The sequence below is a fragment of the Roseateles sp. genome, assembly GCF_044373315.1.
Taxonomy (GTDB): Bacteria; Pseudomonadota; Gammaproteobacteria; order Burkholderiales; family Burkholderiaceae_C; genus JACDQM01.
This window is the reverse complement of record NZ_JBILQK010000018.1, coordinates 14262-31113: the sequence shown is the minus strand read 5'-3', so window position 1 is coordinate 31113 and position 16852 is coordinate 14262. Positions and strand designations below refer to the sequence as shown.

The following is a 16852-nucleotide window of genomic DNA, read 5'->3' as shown; positions in this document are numbered from 1 at the left end:
CCATGAGCAAGAACGCCCTGGTGTGGATGGAGCGACTGATCTGGCTGCTGATCTTCGGCGGCTTGGTGCTCGCCTGCCTGGGGCTCTTTCTCGTGCGCGGCGGCGATCCTGTCTGGGGCTGGGTGTTGATCGGCAAGGGCGGCACCGCAGTCGCGGGCGGCGTCTTGCTGATCTGGCTGCGCTCGCTCTGGCCCTGACGATTGATTGATTGAACCCGACAAACCCACGGAGACATTGAGATGAGCGAACAAGCAGCAAGCAAGCCGGTGATGGACCTGTTCAGGCTGGACGGGCAGGTGGCCCTGGTCACCGGCGGCTCGCGCGGCCTGGGCCTGCAGATCGCCGAGTCGCTGGGCGAGGCCGGCGCCAAGATCATGCTGAGCTCGCGCAAGGCGGCTGATCTGGAAGAGGCTGTGGCCCATCTGCAGGATCGCGGCATCGACGCACGCTGGATCGCCGCCGACGCAGCGGATGAGGCGCAGGCGCGCGGCGTCGTCAGCCAGACCATGGAGCGGCTCGGCCAGATCGACATCCTGGTCAACAACGCCGGCGCCACCTGGGGCGCACCGGCCGAGGACCATCCGGTCGAGGCCTGGGACAAGGTGATGAACCTGAACATCCGCAGCCTGTTCGTGATGAGCCAGGAGGCCGCGCGCCAAAGCATGATTCCGCGCCGCTACGGCCGCATCATCAATGTGGCCTCGATCGCCGGCCTGGCCGGCAACACGCCGATGATGAAGACCATCGCCTACAACACCAGCAAGGGCGCGGCCGTCAACTTCACCCGTGCGCTGGCCGGCGAATGGGGCCAATACGGCATCACCGTCAACGCGCTGGCGCCGGGCTTCTTCCCGAGCAAGATGACCAAGGGCCTGCTGGCCGCGCTGGGCGAGGAGAACATGGCTGCCAAGGCGCCGCTGAACCGCATCGGCGATGATGAAGATCTGAAGGGCGCCGCCCTGCTGTTCGCCTCGCGCGCCGGCAAGCACATCACCGGCCAGATCCTGGCGGTGGACGGCGGCGTCTCGGCCATCCACGGAGCCTGAGTGAATGAAGCATGAGCAGCCGGCGCCGCCGCTGAAGTTCCCCGCCCACATCCCCTTTGTCGAACAGCTCGGCTTCGAGCTGCATCGGATGGGGCAGGGCGAGGCGGAGTTGCGCGTGGACCTGAACGAAGGCCACCTGAACTCCTGGCGGGTGGCGCATGGAGGCCTACTGATGACCTTGCTGGATGTGGCGATGGCGCATGCTGCGCGCAGCATCCATGCCGACCAGCCGGACTTCGGCCCCGGCGTGGTCACCATCGAGATGAAGACCTCCTTCATGCGTCCCGGCGAGGGGCAGTTGCGTGCGGTGGGTCGCTTGCTGCACCGCTCCACCACCATGGCTTTCTGCGAAGGCTCGGTCTATGGGGCGGAGGACAAGCTCTGCGCCCATGCCACCGGCACCTTCAAATACCTGCGGGCGCTGCCGGGCAAAGGGCGCGCGCTGAAGACGCTGAACCCGCCAGCTGAGCCGGGCTGATTCGCAGCCGCGATGGGGCGGCGCCAGAAACCGAACGATCGTGCTTTTCTTGTCGCCCATGAGACGCCGCGGTGGCCGCGTCGCATGCTTCAATTCCGTTTTCCCAAGCAGGAGACATTCCATGAGCATCGTCAATCGCCAGATCCAACTGGCCTCGCGGCCTGTCGGTGAACCCAGCGCCGCCAACTTCAAGCTGGTCGAAACCGCGCTGCCGGCGCTGGCCGAGGGCCAGGTGCTGGTGCGCAACCACTACCTCAGCCTCGACCCTTACATGCGCGGTCGCATGAACGACGGCAAGAGCTACGCTCAGCCGCAGCCGCTGAACGAGGTGATGATCGGCGGCACCGTCGGCGAGGTGGTGGAGTCCAAGAACGCGCATTTCGCGGTCGGCGACAAGGTGGTGGGCATGGGCGGCTGGCAGGAATACCAGCTGGTCGATGCCAGCCAGCGCGGCGTGCTGCAGAAGGTGGACACGACCCACATCCCGCTGTCGGCTTATCTGGGCGCGGTGGGCATGCCTGGCGTCACCGGCTGGTATGGCCTGGTCAAGATCATCAACCCCAAGGCCGGCGAGACGGTGGTGGTCAGCGCTGCCAGCGGCGCAGTGGGCGGCGCGGTCGGCCAGCTGGCCAAGGTGCGCGGCGCGCGCGCAGTGGGTATTGCCGGCGGCGCTGACAAGTGCCGTTATGTGGTCGAGGAGCTGGGCTTCGATGCCTGCATCGACTACAAGGAGCACAAGGATGTGAAGAGCCTGTCGGCGGCGCTGAAGGCAGCCTGCCCGAACGGCATCGACGGCTACTTCGAGAACGTCGGCGGCATGATTCTCGACGCGGTGATGCTGCGCGCCAATGCCTTCAGCCGCATCGCCATGTGCGGCATGATTTCCGGCTACAACGGCGAACCGATCCCGATGACGGCGCCCCAGCTGATCCTGGTGAACCGCATGAAGGTCGAGGGCTTCATCGTCTCCGAGCACATGGAAGTCTGGCCCGAGGCGCTGAAGGAGCTGGGCACGCTGGTGGCCACCGGCAAGCTGAAGTACCGCGAGAGCGTGGCTGACGGTATTGCCGCTGCGCCGGAAGCCTTCCTGGGCCTGCTCAAAGGCAAGAACTTCGGCAAGCAGCTGGTGAAGTTGATCTAAGACGCTGTGGCGCTGACCTGGACCTGCTGCGCGCTCGATGCGCTGGGCGCGCGTGAGCTCTATGCGCTGCTGCAGCTGCGCAGCGAGGTCTTCGTCGTCGAGCAGCGCTGCATCTATCTCGACCCGGACGGGCAGGACCTGATGGCCCTGCACTTGCTGGGCCGGGATGCGTCCGGCGCCTTGCTGGCCTGTGCGCGCCTGATCCCGACAGCGGCCGGCCCCAAGATCGGCCGCGTGCTGACCGCGCCCGCCGCCCGCGGCGCCGGTCAGGGCAGGGCGCTGATGCAGCGTGCCATCGCCGAATGCGAGCAGCGCTGGCCCGGCCAGGCCAGCGCCTTGAGCGCGCAGGCGCACCTGCAGGGCTTCTACGCCAGCCTGGGCTTTGTGCCCATCTCGGCCGTCTACGACGAGGACGGCATTCCCCATATCGACATGCGCCGGGAGCCACAGCAGCCATGAGTGATTCGATGATCCTGCACCACTACGCCGGCTCGCCCTTCTCCGAGAAGATGCGCTTGATCCTGGGCTACAAGGGCCTGGCCTGGCGCAGCGTCACCGTGCCGGTGATCAAACCCAAGCCCGATGTGATGGCGCTGACTGGTGGCTACCGCCGCACGCCTTTCTTGCAGATCGGCGCCGACATCTATTGCGACACCGCGCTGATGAGCCGCGTGATTGATGCGCTGCATCCCGCCCCCAGCCTCTACCCGGCCGAGGCTGGCGGCGCGGCCGAAATCCTGGCGCAATGGGCCGACAGCGATCTGTTCTGGGTGGCGATTCCATACACCATGCAGCCGGCGGGTGCTGCCGCCATCTTTGCCGGCGCCCCGCCCGAGATGCTGCAAGCCTTTGCTGCCGACCGCGCCGCGATGACGGCCGGCATGAAGCGGCCCAGCACGCGCGACGCCACGGCTGCGCTGCAGACCTACCTCGGCTGGCTGGAGCAGCAACTCGACGGCCGCTGCTTCCTGTGCGGCAGCGTGCCCAGCATCGCTGACTTCTCGGCGGTGCAGAGCCTCTGGTACATCCGCCGCGCGCCGCCGGTGGCCAGCATCCTCGATGCCTTCCCGCGCCTGGCGGCCTGGTTTGATCGCATCGCCGCTTTCGGCCACGGCCGCAGCGAGAAGCTCAGCAGCGCCGAGGCCATCGCCATCGCGCACGCGGCGACGCCGCAGCCCACCGAGGTGCAGGCGGGGCAAGGCTTCGAGGCCGGCGATCCGGTCGAGGTGGTTGCCACCGATTACGCCTGCGATGTTGTCAGCGGCATGCTGGTGGGCTTGAGCGCCGGCCAGATAACGCTGCGCCGCGAGGACCCACGCGCGGGCACCGTGCATGTGCACTTCCCGCGCATCGGCTATGCGCTGAACAAGGCAAAGCAGCCAGCCTGAATAGGCAAGACAGAACTATCAAGGAGACCAGCCATGAAGACTTACCAGGGCCGCACGGCCGTGATCACCGGCGCGGGTTCGGGCTTCGGCCTGGAAGTGGCGCGCCTTGCTGCCGCGCGTGGCATGAACCTCGTGCTCTGCGATGTGCAGCAGGACGCGCTGGACAAGGCAGCGGCTGAGTTCGAGGGCCGCGTGCCGGTGCTGGCACGTCGCGTGGACGTGGCCAAGGCCGATCAGATGCAGGCGCTGGCCGATGCGGTGCAGGAACGCTTCGGCGCACCCAGCTTCGTCTTCAACAATGCCGGCGTCGGCTCGGGCGGCCTGGTGTGGGAGAACACGCTGGCCGACTGGGAATGGGTGCTGGGCGTCAACCTGATGGGCGTGGTGCATGGCGTGCGCCTGTTTACGCCGATGATGCTGGCGGCCGCCAAGGCTGATCCCTCGTTTGAAGGCCATATCGTCAACACGGCGTCGATGGCCGGCATGCTGAATGCGCCGAACATGGGTGTCTATAACGTCAGCAAGCATGCGGTGGTGAGCTTGAGCGAGACGCTCTATCAAGACCTGTCCCTGGTCTGCGAGCAGATCCACTGCTCGGTGCTGTGCCCCTATTTCGTGCCCACCGGCATTTCGCAGAGCCACCGCAACCGGCCGGGCGAGCTGGCCGCGTCCAAGCCGACGCAGAGCCAGCTGATCTCGCAGGCCATGAGCGACAAGGCCGTGTCCTCCGGCAAGATCAGCGCCGCCGATGTGGCGGCCATGGTGTTCGCCGCGATGGATGAGGACCGCTTCTACATCTTCAGCCACCCGCAGGCGCTTGCCGGCGTGCAGACGCGCATGGAAGACGCCATGCTGCTGCGCAATCCGACCGACCCTTTCAAGGACAAGCCCGAGCTAGGGCAGAAGCTGCGCGGGGCGCTCAAGCAGGGCTGAGTGCGCCGCCCGTCAGCGAGCGGCTTCGACCGAGCGGTGCAAGGGCAGCTCCACAAAGCTGTCGTTGTGCCACTTGACCCGCAGCGGAGCGCCGGCGTCGGCAATCGACTCGTCGCTGACATCCTTGCCCGTGCCGTGGTTGACCTGGGCGTGAGGGTTCATATTGATGTTGAGCGTCACCAGCAGGCGGCTGCCCTTGCTGAGTTGGCGACTCACCATGCGGCCGGTCTCGAAGGGAATGGCCGTCTTGCGGCCCGGTGTGAGCAGCTGCCGGCGGGTCATGTCGCGCGCATGGCTGGCGCGGCCGATGAAGTAGCCGAGATGGAACAGCTTGCCGTCCGGCATCACTTCATACAGCACGACCCCCACGTCCACGTCGCTCTTGTTGATGGTGAGGTTCAGGCTGCCGTTCATCAGCCCGCTCAAGCGCATCGCTTCGCCCAGCGGCTCGCTGATGAAGCTGAAGCCGTTGGACAGGTCGGGCTCTTTGCCCAGCACCGGGTAGGGGTAGTAGTCGTTGTAGGTGCGGCTGCGGTCGGCCAAGTCCACCTTCATGGCGAGATGGCCGGTCTTTGCCGGTTTGACAGGCGACAGCGCGTGATGGTGGGCCTGCTCGCTGCTGTTTTTGCTGCTTCTGTCTGAGAGATAGAGCCGCATCGGCCGACCCTGCAAAGCCTCCAGCGACGGCTCATGGCGCCAGACATTAGCCCCCATCACCTGATGGTTGATGCGGTCCTTGATCAGGGCCGGGCGCTCGGCGCCGCGCAGCACATGGTCCAGCCACTGGAAGGTGATCTCTCGCACATTGAGGTGCGCCACCGGGTCGATGGCATAGCCGGCATGCACCGCGGCTGGCCGGTTCTGCGCGCCGAAGTGGTCGTAGGGCCCGATCAGCAGGTAGTGCTGGGCGTCCGGCTTGTACTTGTAGTGTTCCTTCAAGTAGTGCAGCGCCGAGATCTGGGCATCGTCGAAATAGCCGGTCACGGAGAGCACCGGGATGTTGATGCGCGCAAAGTCCTGCTGCCACGGAGTCATGGATTGCCAGTAGGCGTCGAAGGCAGGATGGCGCAGCCAGCGCTGCAGCGCGGGATTGAGCGTGCCGTCGACGGCGTCGATCTCGCGGTAGGGGCGGCCGCTGGCATACCACTTGTGGGGCAGCGCGTTCCAGCGCTCGCGGTCGTTGTAGACGGCGTTGTCCAGGTACTTGTTGTTGCCCACATAGAACGCCCAGCCGTAGTTGGCGTTCAGGAAGATGTTGTTCTCCATCGGCAGGCCCAAGCCCGGAACAGCGGCGGCGTAAGGCACGATGGTCTTCAGCGCCGGGTGCAGCTTCTTAGTTGCCGCCCATTGGGCGAAGCCGGTGTAGCTGCCGCCATACATCGCGACGCGGCCGTCGCTCCAGGGCTGGCGCGCGATCCATTCGATGGCGTCATGGGTGTCCTGCACCTCGTTCTCATAGGGCACGAAGGTGTCCGGACTGAGCCGCTTGCCCCGCACGTCCACCACCACGCCTACATAGCCGCGGGCGGCCGCCTGCCTGGCCTCCTTGAGGCTTTCGGCCAGATTGGCATAGACGAAGTAGTACAGCGCCGCCGGCTGCGGCGTGCTCATGTCGCGCGGCCGCGCCACGACGGCCGACAAGGTGGCGCCGGCGGGCGTCTGGATCAGCACATCGGTCTGGATCACATAGCGACGTGCATCGTCCTGAGCGAGCTGCGCCGCGATGAAGGGCTGGGCGCGCCGGTAGACAGCCGCCTGAGCACATCGGCGCAGCGGTGTCAGCGCTTCGGCCAGCGGCACGAGCTCCTTGTCGCCCAGTGCATTCAACGCTCTTGTGCAGTCGGACTCCAGCCTGGCCAGACTGGTGCCGAAATCGAACTCGGCTCGCAGCGCCTGCTTGTTGCTCAGGCGGCTGAGCACAGCCGTGAAGGCTTGTGGATAGGCCTCGTCGAGGGGCTTGCCGGACGCCAGCAGCTGGCGCGCCTTGGCATCGATTTCAAGGGGCGTGAAGGCGGCGTCCACGTCGGCGTCGCTGGATTGGCGAGCCTGGCGCAGCAGACCGAGTTCATGCAGCGCAGCCGCGTGGTCGCCGCTCGTCAGCTGGAGCAGCACGCGGGCGCTGAGGGCGTCCGGTGTGCTGGCCGGCGGCAACTGGCTCAGGGCCTGGCGAGCCAGGTCGGGCAAGACGCTGGCCAGCGCGGCCGGGGTCGCGCGCGCAGACGGCGGGAATGTCAGCGCCTGTGCCTGCGCCTGCGCGGCCGCCGGCAGCAGCAGTGCCGCCAGCAGCAGGCGGTGCAGGCAGAGGCACATCGGGGATGTCTTCATCGTGGGTGGGTGCCGACACAGCCTCACATCTTGCGCGCGATGATGACCACCCGGATGTCCTTGCCGCGCGTGCCATGGCGTTCGACGGCCTCGAGATGCAGGCCCTGGCGCTCGAAGGCCGCCACGAGTTGCGCTTCCTTGAACAGCAGCACGGGCGGCGCCTTGCCGATCAGCCGGGCCAGCGGCAGGGCCAGCTGGGTGATCAGCGGGTTCATCTCCCCCACGCAGGCCGTCTTGGAGATGAACAGGCCGCCAGGCTTGAGCGCGCGCAGCATGGCCGCCAGGCTGGCGTCGAGGTCGGGCAGCAGATGCACGGCGTTGAAGGCCAACAGCATGTCGAAGCTGCGCCCTCGCGGCGAGCAGGCGTCGGCCACCTCGAACTGCAGCTGGGCCACGGGGTGGGCCTGCAGCTTCTCGCGGGCGATGGCAATCATCTCGGGTGCTACGTCGGTGGCGTGGTAGCGCCGCGCCCCGCCGGCAAGGCGCAGGGCCGTGCTGCCCGTGCCGCAGCCGACTTCGAGCACGTCCTGGTCAGCGTGCAGCAGCGCCTGCACGCGGCGCAGCGTGGCCTCGTAGCCCGCCTCGTCGGCGATGGGGTCGGAGGCGTACTTGCGGGCGATCCGGTTCCAGAAGGCGACTTGAGGGTGGGCGAGAGCGTTCATCGGCGCGAGGTGTTGGGACGGAGTCGAGGCGTGGCCGCATGCTACGCATGCAAAGGCCTTTCGTCTCAGGCAATCCCGGATATCAACCATGCGAAAACGCATGGATTCACGCGAATGGAAGCAAGCCCGGGCCTTTTCTGCTGAGTGCTGAGGTGGGCTATCGCACACGACAGCGTGGGCCAGGCCCTGCAAGCGGCCGGAGCGCCCACGCGTCTCAGGGGTTACAGAGCTCGCAGCGTGCCGCCGGCACGGTCTCGCGCAGCGCCTTCTCTTCCTCGTGGCGGCAGACGGGGCATTGCAGACGCTGAGCGCGCGCGGCGGAAGTGGCGTGGCCGCAGCAGTCGCAACGCGCGCCGCTGATCAATCCGACCGGCGCCCAACCCCTGGCCTCGCAGCGCGGGCAGCGCTCGTGCAGGCGCTGCGCCAGCGCCTGGCCGGCCTGCGCGATCATGGCCATGCGGCTGGGGTTGCGGTGGGCGCGCATATCGGTCTCCAGCCACAGCTCGCCGTGCAGCAGGGCCTGTTCAGCCCGCTGCCTGAGCTGTGCCAGTTCGCGCGCTTCCTTGTCAAACCAGGGCTCGTCCGCGCGGCCGATGATCAGTCCTTGGGCGGGGAAGCCGATCTCGGTCGCGAAGGCGATCGCAGCGTCCAGGCTGCTGACGCTGAGCTGGCGGTAGGCCGTCGCCGGCCCTTGGGCCACCGCATGCACCTGGCTGTTGGTCTGCGCGTCATGCAGCACCAGCAGCTCCACGCCCCAAGGTGCCTGGGCCAGATAGGGGTCGGGCCCGAAGCTGCCTTCGCTGCCCAGGCCCCAGCGGCAGCCCGACAGCTCGCAAGCCAGCTGGGCCTTGGCCAGCGCGGCGTCGAACTGGCTGCCCAGCCGCGGCCGCTCCAGCGTGAAGGTGCCAAGGCTGTCGGTATCGAAGTCGTCGATCAGCTGCAGCTCAAGCCCTAGAGCCTCGGCCACGCCACCCAGCACCGCTGCCTTGCCATGGCGCGTCAGCAGCGCCAGTCGGTCCGCATGCTTCATCCGTGCACCGCTGCGTAGCCTGGGGCCCCGTCGAAGGTGTAGAGGTTCTCCGTCTTCACCACATCGAAGGCCTGGGCATGCAGCCGCTCCTGCAGGGCCAGCACTTCCTTGAAGCACAGCGTGCCCGCCGTTGCCGTGAAGCGGCAACGCCAGTGGTCGACGCAGAAGGTCTCGGGGAAGCCCTGCGGCCAGACCTTGACGCCGCGGTTGGTGATCAGCTGGAGCGGCAGATCCGGCGCGGCCACCGCTTGCAGCTGCGGGCCGAGCTGCTCGGGCGTGCCGTCGCGCCACTGCAGGAACACGTCCACGCCGACCAGCTGCTTGTCCAGCGGCGCCGGGCGCACCGGGGTGGGCAGCACCAGCGGCGCCTGCTCGGTGTAGCTGACGGCCTTTAGAACTTCAGGCTTCTTGCCCAGGCGCGCGATCAGCGCATCGGCGAAGGCCTGCGTGCCGACGCGGCTGTGGCTCTGGCCCTCGCGGTAGATGTCGGCGGTGTGCAGGCCTTCTTCCAGTGTGCGCAACCAGGCGTTGTGCACTCGTTCGGCCACGTCGGCCTGGCCGATGTGCAGCAGCATCTGGACGGCGCCGTTCAGCAGGCCCGACGGGTTGGCCAGATCCTGGCCGGCGATGTCGGGGGCAGAGCCGTGGATGGCTTCGAACATCGCGCACTGGTCGCCGATATTGGCCGAGCCGGCCATGCCCACCGAGCCGGCGATCTGTGCTGCCACATCGGAGAGGATGTCGCCGTAGAGGTTCGGCATCACGATGACATCGAAGCGTTCGGGCGTGTCAGCCAGGCGCGCCGCACCGATGTCCACGATCATGCTGTCGCGCACGATGTCCGGGTATTCGGCACCGATCTCGTCGAATACGCGATGGAACAAGCCATCGGTGAGCTTCATGATGTTGTCCTTCACGAAGCAGGTGACGCGCTTGCGGCCCTGGCGGCGCGCGTACTCGAAGGCATAGCGCACGATGCGCTCGCAGCCCGGGCGGGTGATCAGCTTCAGGCACTGGTAGACCTCGTCGGTCTGGCGGTGCTCGATGCCGGCGTAGAGGTCCTCCTCGTTCTCGCGCACGATCACCACATCCATCGCCGGGTGGCGGGTCGGCACAAAGGGAGCGTAGGCCAGGCAGGGGCGCACATTGGCGTAAAGGCCCAGGGCCTTGCGGGTGCTGACGTTCAGGCTCTTGTAGCCATTGCCCTGCGGGGTGGTGATCGGCGCCTTCAGGAAGACGCGGGTGCGCCGCAGCGACTCCCAGGCGGCCGAGCCGATGCCGCTGTTGTTGCCGGCCAGGTAGACCTTCTCGCCGATCTCGATCACCTCGGGCGCCAGGCGGGCGCCGGCGGCTTCGAGCACGCGCAGCGTGGCTTTCATGATTTCGGGGCCGATGCCGTCGCCGTAAGCGACAGTGATGGGGGTCTTGCTCATGGGTGGAACCTTTCCTTTGCAACAGCCGTTGTGCGGCGATGGGGCGAATTCTGGAAGTTCCGATGAATTTGTGAAAATAGATTTAAATACTATTATTCATCTACGATAGGCTATGAGAAAGCGACTCCACACCCGTCAGGCGACCTTCCGCCAGCTCGAAGTCTTCCGCGAAGTGGCCGAGCGGCTCAGCGTCACCGATGCGGCGCGCGTGCTGCATCTGGCCCAGCCGACGGTGTCCACCCAGCTGACGCGGCTTGCGCAGGCGCTGGATGCTCAGCTGTTCGAGCAGATCGGCAAGAAGCTCTACCTCACCGATGTGGGCGAAGAGCTGCTGACCACCAGCCGCGAGCTGTTCGAAGTGCTGGACCGGCTGGAGATGCGGCTGGCCCAGCGCGCCGGCCTGGCGGTGGGGCGGCTGCGGCTGGGGGTGGTGACGACCGCCAAGTACCTGGTGCCGGGTCTGCTGGGGCCGTTCTGCAAATCGCATCCGCAGGTGGAGGTCGAGTTCCAGGTCGGCAACCGCGCCGAGATCCGCCGCCGCCTGCAGGACAACCTCGACGACCTCTATGTGTTCAGCCATCCGCCGCGCGAGCTCGATATCGAGCTGACGCTGCTGACCGAGAACCCGCTGGTGGTGATCGCGCCCAGCGAGCATCCGCTGGCGCGGCGCAAGCGGGTGCGCTGGGACGAGCTGGCCGGCGAGCGCTGGCTGATGCGCGAGCAGGGTTCCGGCACCCGCCACGCCATCGAGCGGCACTGCGAAGCCCAGGGCCTGCGCCTGGACAACCCCATCACCATCGCCAGCAACGAGGCCATCAAGGAGTCTGTCGCCGCGGGGCTCGGCATGGCGATCCTGAGCCGCCTGGCCCTGACCCATATGGCGCCGGGAAATCTGGTGGAACTGCCGGTGGAAGGCTTCCCGATCGCCAACAGCTGGTACCTGGTGGTGCCACGCGGCAAGCAGCTGTCGCCGATCGCCGAGGCCTTCAAGCACTATCTGCTGAGCGAGCTGGGCGCAGCGGCTTGAGCGTGCCTTGCCATCTGGCACACTAGCCCGCCAGTTTCCCGCGTGAGTTCCCGATGTCCCAGTCCGCCCAATCCGCATCAAGAGCCGTTGTCATCGGTGGTGGGCCGGCCGGCCTGATGGCGGCCGAGCGGCTGCGCGCGGCCGGCTGCGACGTGGAGGTGTTTGATGCCATGGCCTCGGTGGGTCGCAAGTTCCTGCTGGCAGGCAAGGGCGGCCTGAACCTCACCCATTCCGAAGACAGCGCGCTGTTTGCCAGCCGCTTTGCCACCGGACGTGCCGAGCCTTGTGTCGAGGTGGCGCAGTGGCTCGGCCGCCTCGATGGACCGGCACTGCGCAACTGGGCCCGCGAGCTGGGGGTGGAGACCTTTGTGGGCACTTCAGGCCGGGTGTTCCCGGTGGACATGAAGTCGGCGCCCTTGCTGCGCGCCTGGCTGGCACGGCTGCGCGCCAGCGGCGTGCGCTTTCATATGCGCCATCACTGGCTGGGCTGGACCGAGGACCAGGCCCTGCGGTTTCGGCACGGTGACGAGGAACGCGTGGCGCCGGCCGATGTGCTGGTGCTGGCCTTGGGCGGCGCGTCCTGGCCGCAGCTGGGATCCAACGCCGGCTGGGTGCCCATTTTGGCCGCGCGCGGCGTGGCAGTGGCGGGCCTGCGGCCGGCCAACTGCGGCTTCGATGTGGGCCGGGTTCGCACCGCTGCCGATGCGCCGGGCTGGAGCGCGCTGTTCCGCGACAAGTTCGCTGGCCAGCCGCTCAAGCCGGTGGCGCTGCACTTCGAGGGCCGCAGCGGCCGCAGCTTCAGTCGCCAGGGCGAGTTCGTCATCACGACTAGTGGCGTCGAGGGCTCGCTGATCTATGCGGCCTCCAGCCTTTTGCGCGAGGAGATCGAGGACCACGGCGAAGCGGTGATTCACCTCGACCTGCTGCCTTCGCGCAGCGAAGAATTCGTGAAGGATGAAGTGGCGCGGCCGCGCGGCCCGCGCTCGATGTCGACGCACCTGAAGAGCCGGCTGGGGATCGAAGGCCTGAAGGCCTCGCTGCTTCACGAGGTGCTGAGCAAGGACGAGTACGCCGACCCGGCCACGCTGGCGCGCACACTCAAGCGTCTACCCTTGCGTCTGCAGGCGCCGCGCCCGGTGGCCGAAGCCATCAGCAGCGCCGGCGGCGTGTGTCTGCCTGAGCTGGACGAACGGCTGATGCTGGACAAGCTTCCTGGCGTGTTCTGTGCCGGCGAGATGCTGGACTGGGAAGCGCCCACCGGCGGCTACCTGCTCACCGCCAGCATGGCCAGCGGTGCGGTGGCGGGCGAGGGCGCGGCAGCCTGGCTGCAGCGCAAGTCAACTACAGCTTGATCTCCAGCCGCGCCTGCCAGTTGGTGAAGGTGCGGCCGGCGCTTTCGGTGCTGGTCTGCAGCTTGCTGGTGGTGATCACGCTGGCGCTGCTGTAGTCCAGCGGCGCGATATTGCTGGCGGCGATGCGCAGGCCGATCTCGCGGTTGATGTTCCACAGCACGAAGGCGTCGCCCACCAGCTTGCGGCTGCTGCTGCTGGCCAGCAGCGGGGTCTGCTGCACGGTGGTGGCCGGCGTCCAGTTGAGGTTGCCGCCAAAGCTCAGCGGCAGGCCACGCATGCGGTAGTCGGCGCCCAGATTGGCGGTGGCCTTGGGCTGCTGGTCGAGCCGGTTGTTGGGGCCGGGAATGCCGTCGACGCTGGAGCGGAACAGGCTCAGATTGCTGCGCAGTGAGACGGGCAGCGCGTCGCTGATGAACTCGTCGAGGCGGAACTTGGCTTCCAGCTCGATGCCATAGGTCGTCGCATTGCCGATATTGCGCGGGCGCTGCACCCAGCGCGGTGTGCCGGACCAGCTCACCGTCTCCAGCGCGGTGACGTTGCGGATCAGGTCAGTGATGCGGCGCGCGAATGTGCTGACGCTCAGCACGCCACCCTTGCTCAAGTAGCGCTCAAAGGCCAGGTCGATGCCGGTGGCCAGCTCGGGCTTCAGCGCGGGGTTGCCGGCGCGGTCGGGGTAGCTGCCGGTGTCGGGATCGAGCTCGTACTGTGTGTTGATCGTCGGCCGCGCGATCAGGTTCTGCACATCGGGCGCGCGGTAGCTGCGCGTCAGGCTCAGGCGCACCTGGTCGCGGCTTTTCTCATCCGGCTTCCAGACGGTGTGGAACAGCGGCGTCCAGACGCTGGAGTTGTTGCGCACCGCGTAGTTGGCGGCATCGCTGCTGGTGCGTATGCCTTCCCAGCGCAGGCCGCCATAGGCCGACCATTGCTTGCTGATCTGAAACTCGTCCTGCGCATAGGCGGCCAGGCGCAGCGTCGAGGCCTGCAGCTCATCACCGAAGTCGGCGAGCTCGGGGCGTGGCAGTCCGTTGACCAGGCTGATGCGGGTCTGGTCGCGCTTGACGCCTTCGGCTTCCAGGCCGCCGACCAGGCTGTGTTCGCTGGCCTCCAGCTGGTGCGAGAACTTGCTCGCCAGGTTCCAGGAGCGGTCCAGGCTGTCGGTCGTGTCGTCCTGGCGCCTGGAGGGTAGCAGTGCACCAGGCGTGCCACGCCATTCCTGGCGCAGGCTGCTGCTGTCGAGCTTGGCCTGGCCGATGCCGCCGCGCAGCTCCAGCCGGCTGCTGCCCGACAGCCGCTGCATCCACATGCCGTTGAGCCGGCCCATGCGGAACTGGTTGTCGCCTTCGGTCTGCACCCGGTCGTAGTCGCGGCCGGGCACCTGCGTGAAGGCGCTGCTGTTCTTGCCCTGCGCGGCCACCAGGATGGGCATCAGGTTCAGCGTGTTGCCGCCGTCCAGGCGCAGCTGCACGCGGGCATTCAAATTGAGGCTGTCGCGCGTGCTTTCGCTGCTGCCGGTCTGGCGGATCACGCTGCTGGACCTGTCCGCCAGATTGAGCGTGGTGATGCGCGTGTCCACATCGTCCATGCGGCTGGCGCGGTTGGCCACCAGCGTGGTGGTGTAGGCGCCCACGCTGCCATCCTCGCCCAGCGTGTCGTTGCGGGTCCATGAGAACTGGGGGCTCCACAGGCCCTTCTCATAGGCCGTGCCGACGCGCAGATCGTTGTTGCGCCTCACCAGCGCCTCACGCAGCACGATGTTGATGGTGCCGGCCACGGCGCGCGCGCCGAATTCGGCGGTGGGCGCGCGCATCACCTCGATGCGCTCCACCTGCTCGGGCGGCAGGTCGTCCAGCGAGAAACCGGCCGGCATGCGCTCGCCATTGACCAGCACCTGGGTGTAGCCCGCACCCATGCCGCGCATGCGCGGTGCACCGCCGCGGCCCGGGCGGCCACCGGTGGTGACGCCGGGCAGGCGCTTCAGCGTCTCGGCCACGCTGGCATCGCCGAAGCGCTCGATGTCCTCGCGGCCGATGATGATCTTGGATGCGGTGGAGGCGCGGCGCTGCGCGCTGTCACTGGCGCCGCCGCTGACTTCCACACGCTCCAGCTGCTCGGCCTTGGGGTCGGTCTTTGGGGTGACCTTGGTCGGGGCTTGCTGTGGCCGGGGTGTCGGCTGGGGCACTGGCTTGTCCGCCTGTGGCGTGCTGGCGGCCGCGGCTGGCGGGCTGGGGGCTGTCTGTGCGCCGGCCCAGTGGGTGGTGCCGAGCAGCGGCAGCAAGGCCAGGGTCAGGGGCGTGAGCGAGGGGCGACGGCGCATGGTGATCGACGAGGGCGTGATGTCTTGGGCGGGGAGGAGCATCGCATGCGCGCCTCCTGTCTGTCGGCCGCAAGGCCTGGACTTCAAACTTCTTTACTTGCGTTGCGGCGCTCGAAGCGCAGGCCCTTGACACGGGCGGTGTCGACGCACAGCGCCTGTACGCGACCCTGCTCATCGCGCTGCGGATGCAGCAACTGCCGGCCTTGCATCCAGTAACCCTGGCTCAGGAGCTCGACCGTGCCCGCATCCAGGCCTTGCAGGGCCCAGGGCTGGGTGGGCTTGAGCAGCGGGCCTTCGGCCCAGACCGCGAGCCCGGCGCCGCAGGGCCGGATGCGCCACCAGGTGGCAATGTCCTCGCACCAGTAGTCGCCAGCCAGACCCTCGGGCAGCGCTGCCGGCGCATTGAGCCGCTGCAAGCCATGCTGCTGGCCGCGGCCCGCCTGCAGCTGCAGGCGCCCGTCCGGGCCTAGGCCCAGCAGCTGCAACTCGTAGGCGCCGCGCAGCGGCAGCCAGCGTCCGTCGGCCGTGGCCTGCAGCTCGAAGCTCACGCCCCACTGCTGTGCCATCAGGCGCTTGCCCTGCAGGCTCAGTTCCAGCAGCTGGGCACTGGCCATATCCCACCAGCGGCCCAGCAGCGCGGCATCGGGCGCAGCCGCTGCGGGCGGTGGCAGGTCCAGCGCCAGCCGGGCGATCTCGCGGGCGGTCTTGTAGGGGTTGTGGCCGCCGTCGTTGCTGATCACCACCACCGCCAGTTCGCGCTCGGGCAGCAGTAGGAACTCGGTGCGGAACCCCGGCCACAGGCCGCCGTGGCCGATGCAGGCCAGGCCGTCCAGCGTGCTGCGCTCCAGGCCGCGCGCATAGGGCGAGGCTTCGCCGCCGTTCAGCGAAGCGGCATGCATCAGATCGGCGGCCATATCAGGCGCCGCGCCGGCCGGGCGCAGCAGGTGGGCGGCCCACTGCAGCATGTCCTGCACGCTGGAAACCATGCCGCCTTCGCCGCCATGCTCAAAGCCATGCTGGGCCCGGCGCCAGCCGCCGCCGGCTTCGGCGGGCACCGGCAGATAGCCGGACGCCAGGCGCGGCAGCGGCACATCGCTTTCGACCAGCATGCGCGTCTGGCGCATGCCCAGCGGGCCGAAAAACTGCTGCTGCAGCAGCTCGCCCAGGCTCTGGCCAGTGATGCGCTCGACGATCAGCCCCAGCAGCGCGAAGCCGCTGTTGCAGTACAGAAACTGGCTGCCCGGCATGAAGTTCAGATGCCGGTTGCGCAGCATCGCCTGCAGCAGCGTGGCACGGTCCACGCGCAGGTCGAGGTTTACGCCGCCCAATCGCAGCAGCTCCAGCACGTCGGGCAGGCCGCTGGTGTTGCGCATCAGGTGTTCGATGCGCACCACTGCGCCGTCCAGATCCCAGGGCCCCAGCTCGGGCAGATGCTGGCGCACATCGTCCTGCTGCGACAGCCGGCCCTGGCGTTCCAGCAGCAGCGCGGCGGCCACGGTGAACTGCTTGGAGACCGAGGCGATGCGCAGCACGCTGTCGGCCTTCAGCGGTGTTAGCTGGGACAGGTCCGCCATGCCATAGCCCTTGGCATGCAGCACCTCGCCGGCCTGCAGCACGCCGACCACCAGGCCCGGCGCGCTGCGCCCGGCGAGATCGGTGAACAGGGCATCGATGCGGGCTTGGAGGGCGGAATTCATGGCACGTCCCGTGGCTGTCTAAGGCG

At 67.7% G+C, this 16852-nt stretch carries 15 protein-coding genes; 9 read left to right on the top strand and 6 right to left on the bottom strand.

The features are described 5' to 3' along the window. Window positions 1–2 precede the first annotated feature (2 nt). The 7 genes from ACIQ67_RS06710 (at window position 3) to ACIQ67_RS06680 (ending at window position 4986) form a co-directional block, all read left to right on the top strand. Complete coding sequence (locus tag ACIQ67_RS06710) at window positions 3–197, top strand: hypothetical protein (protein ID WP_397533589.1); 195 nt, start codon at window positions 3–5, stop codon at window positions 195–197. Between the two features lie 42 nt (window positions 198–239). After that, on the top strand, window positions 240–1046 hold the full coding sequence (locus tag ACIQ67_RS06705) for an SDR family oxidoreductase (protein WP_397533588.1): 807 nt from the start codon (window positions 240–242) through the stop codon (window positions 1044–1046). 4 nt (window positions 1047–1050) lie between these two features. Next, complete coding sequence (locus tag ACIQ67_RS06700) at window positions 1051–1524, top strand: PaaI family thioesterase (protein WP_397533587.1); 474 nt, start codon at window positions 1051–1053, stop codon at window positions 1522–1524. A gap of 121 nt (window positions 1525–1645) precedes the next feature. Next, complete coding sequence (locus ACIQ67_RS06695; RefSeq protein ID WP_397533586.1) at window positions 1646–2665, top strand: NADP-dependent oxidoreductase; 1020 nt, start codon at window positions 1646–1648, stop codon at window positions 2663–2665. A 6-nt stretch (window positions 2666–2671) separates the two neighbouring features. Further along, entirely contained in the window at window positions 2672–3124 is a 453-nt protein-coding gene (locus ACIQ67_RS06690) for a GNAT family N-acetyltransferase (RefSeq protein WP_397533585.1), read from the top strand. Beyond that, a complete protein-coding gene (locus tag ACIQ67_RS06685) occupies window positions 3121–4053 on the top strand; it encodes a glutathione S-transferase family protein (protein WP_397533584.1) in 933 nt (310 codons plus the stop codon). Before ACIQ67_RS06690 ends, ACIQ67_RS06685 begins: the two co-directional genes overlap by 4 nt. Window positions 4054–4086: 33 nt before the next feature. After that, a complete protein-coding gene (locus tag ACIQ67_RS06680; protein WP_397533583.1) occupies window positions 4087–4986 on the top strand; it encodes an SDR family oxidoreductase in 900 nt (299 codons plus the stop codon). Between the two features lie 12 nt (window positions 4987–4998). Here ACIQ67_RS06680 and ACIQ67_RS06675 read toward each other — a convergent pair whose 3' ends face one another. The 4 genes from ACIQ67_RS06675 to ACIQ67_RS06660 form a co-directional block, all read right to left on the bottom strand. Next, on the bottom strand, window positions 4999–7311 hold the full coding sequence (locus ACIQ67_RS06675) for a CocE/NonD family hydrolase (protein WP_397533582.1): 2313 nt from the start codon (window positions 7309–7311) through the stop codon (window positions 4999–5001). Window positions 7312–7334: 23 nt separating this feature from the next. Next, window positions 7335–7973 carry a class I SAM-dependent methyltransferase gene (locus ACIQ67_RS06670; protein WP_397533581.1) on the bottom strand — a complete coding sequence of 213 codons (639 nt, stop codon included), beginning with the start codon at window positions 7971–7973 and terminating at the stop codon, window positions 7335–7337. A gap of 214 nt (window positions 7974–8187) precedes the next feature. Next, window positions 8188–9003, bottom strand: coding sequence for a DUF6671 family protein (locus ACIQ67_RS06665; RefSeq protein WP_397533580.1), 816 nt, complete (start codon window positions 9001–9003; stop codon window positions 8188–8190). Further along, window positions 9000–10436 (bottom strand): NADP-dependent isocitrate dehydrogenase, encoded by a 1437-nt coding sequence (locus tag ACIQ67_RS06660; RefSeq protein ID WP_397533579.1) that lies wholly within the window; start codon window positions 10434–10436, stop codon window positions 9000–9002. Before ACIQ67_RS06660 ends, ACIQ67_RS06665 begins: the two co-directional genes overlap by 4 nt. Before the next feature lie 112 nt (window positions 10437–10548). Between ACIQ67_RS06660 and ACIQ67_RS06655 the strand changes: the two genes are divergently transcribed. Both ACIQ67_RS06655 and ACIQ67_RS06650 read left to right on the top strand, forming a co-directional pair. Next, a complete protein-coding gene (locus ACIQ67_RS06655) occupies window positions 10549–11463 on the top strand; it encodes a LysR family transcriptional regulator (RefSeq protein ID WP_397533578.1) in 915 nt (304 codons plus the stop codon). 53 nt (window positions 11464–11516) lie between these two features. After that, complete coding sequence (locus ACIQ67_RS06650) at window positions 11517–12815, top strand: TIGR03862 family flavoprotein (protein ID WP_397533577.1); 1299 nt, start codon at window positions 11517–11519, stop codon at window positions 12813–12815. On the opposite strand, the gene ACIQ67_RS06645 is transcribed toward ACIQ67_RS06650, so the two are convergent. After that, on the bottom strand, window positions 12805–15171 hold the full coding sequence (locus ACIQ67_RS06645; protein WP_397533576.1) for a TonB-dependent receptor plug domain-containing protein: 2367 nt from the start codon (window positions 15169–15171) through the stop codon (window positions 12805–12807). The genes ACIQ67_RS06650 and ACIQ67_RS06645 overlap by 11 nt on opposite strands. Before the next feature lie 41 nt (window positions 15172–15212). Then, window positions 15213–16826, bottom strand: a complete 1614-nt coding sequence (locus ACIQ67_RS06640; protein ID WP_397533575.1) for a serine hydrolase domain-containing protein — start codon at window positions 16824–16826, stop codon at window positions 15213–15215. Window positions 16827–16852 lie beyond the last annotated feature (26 nt).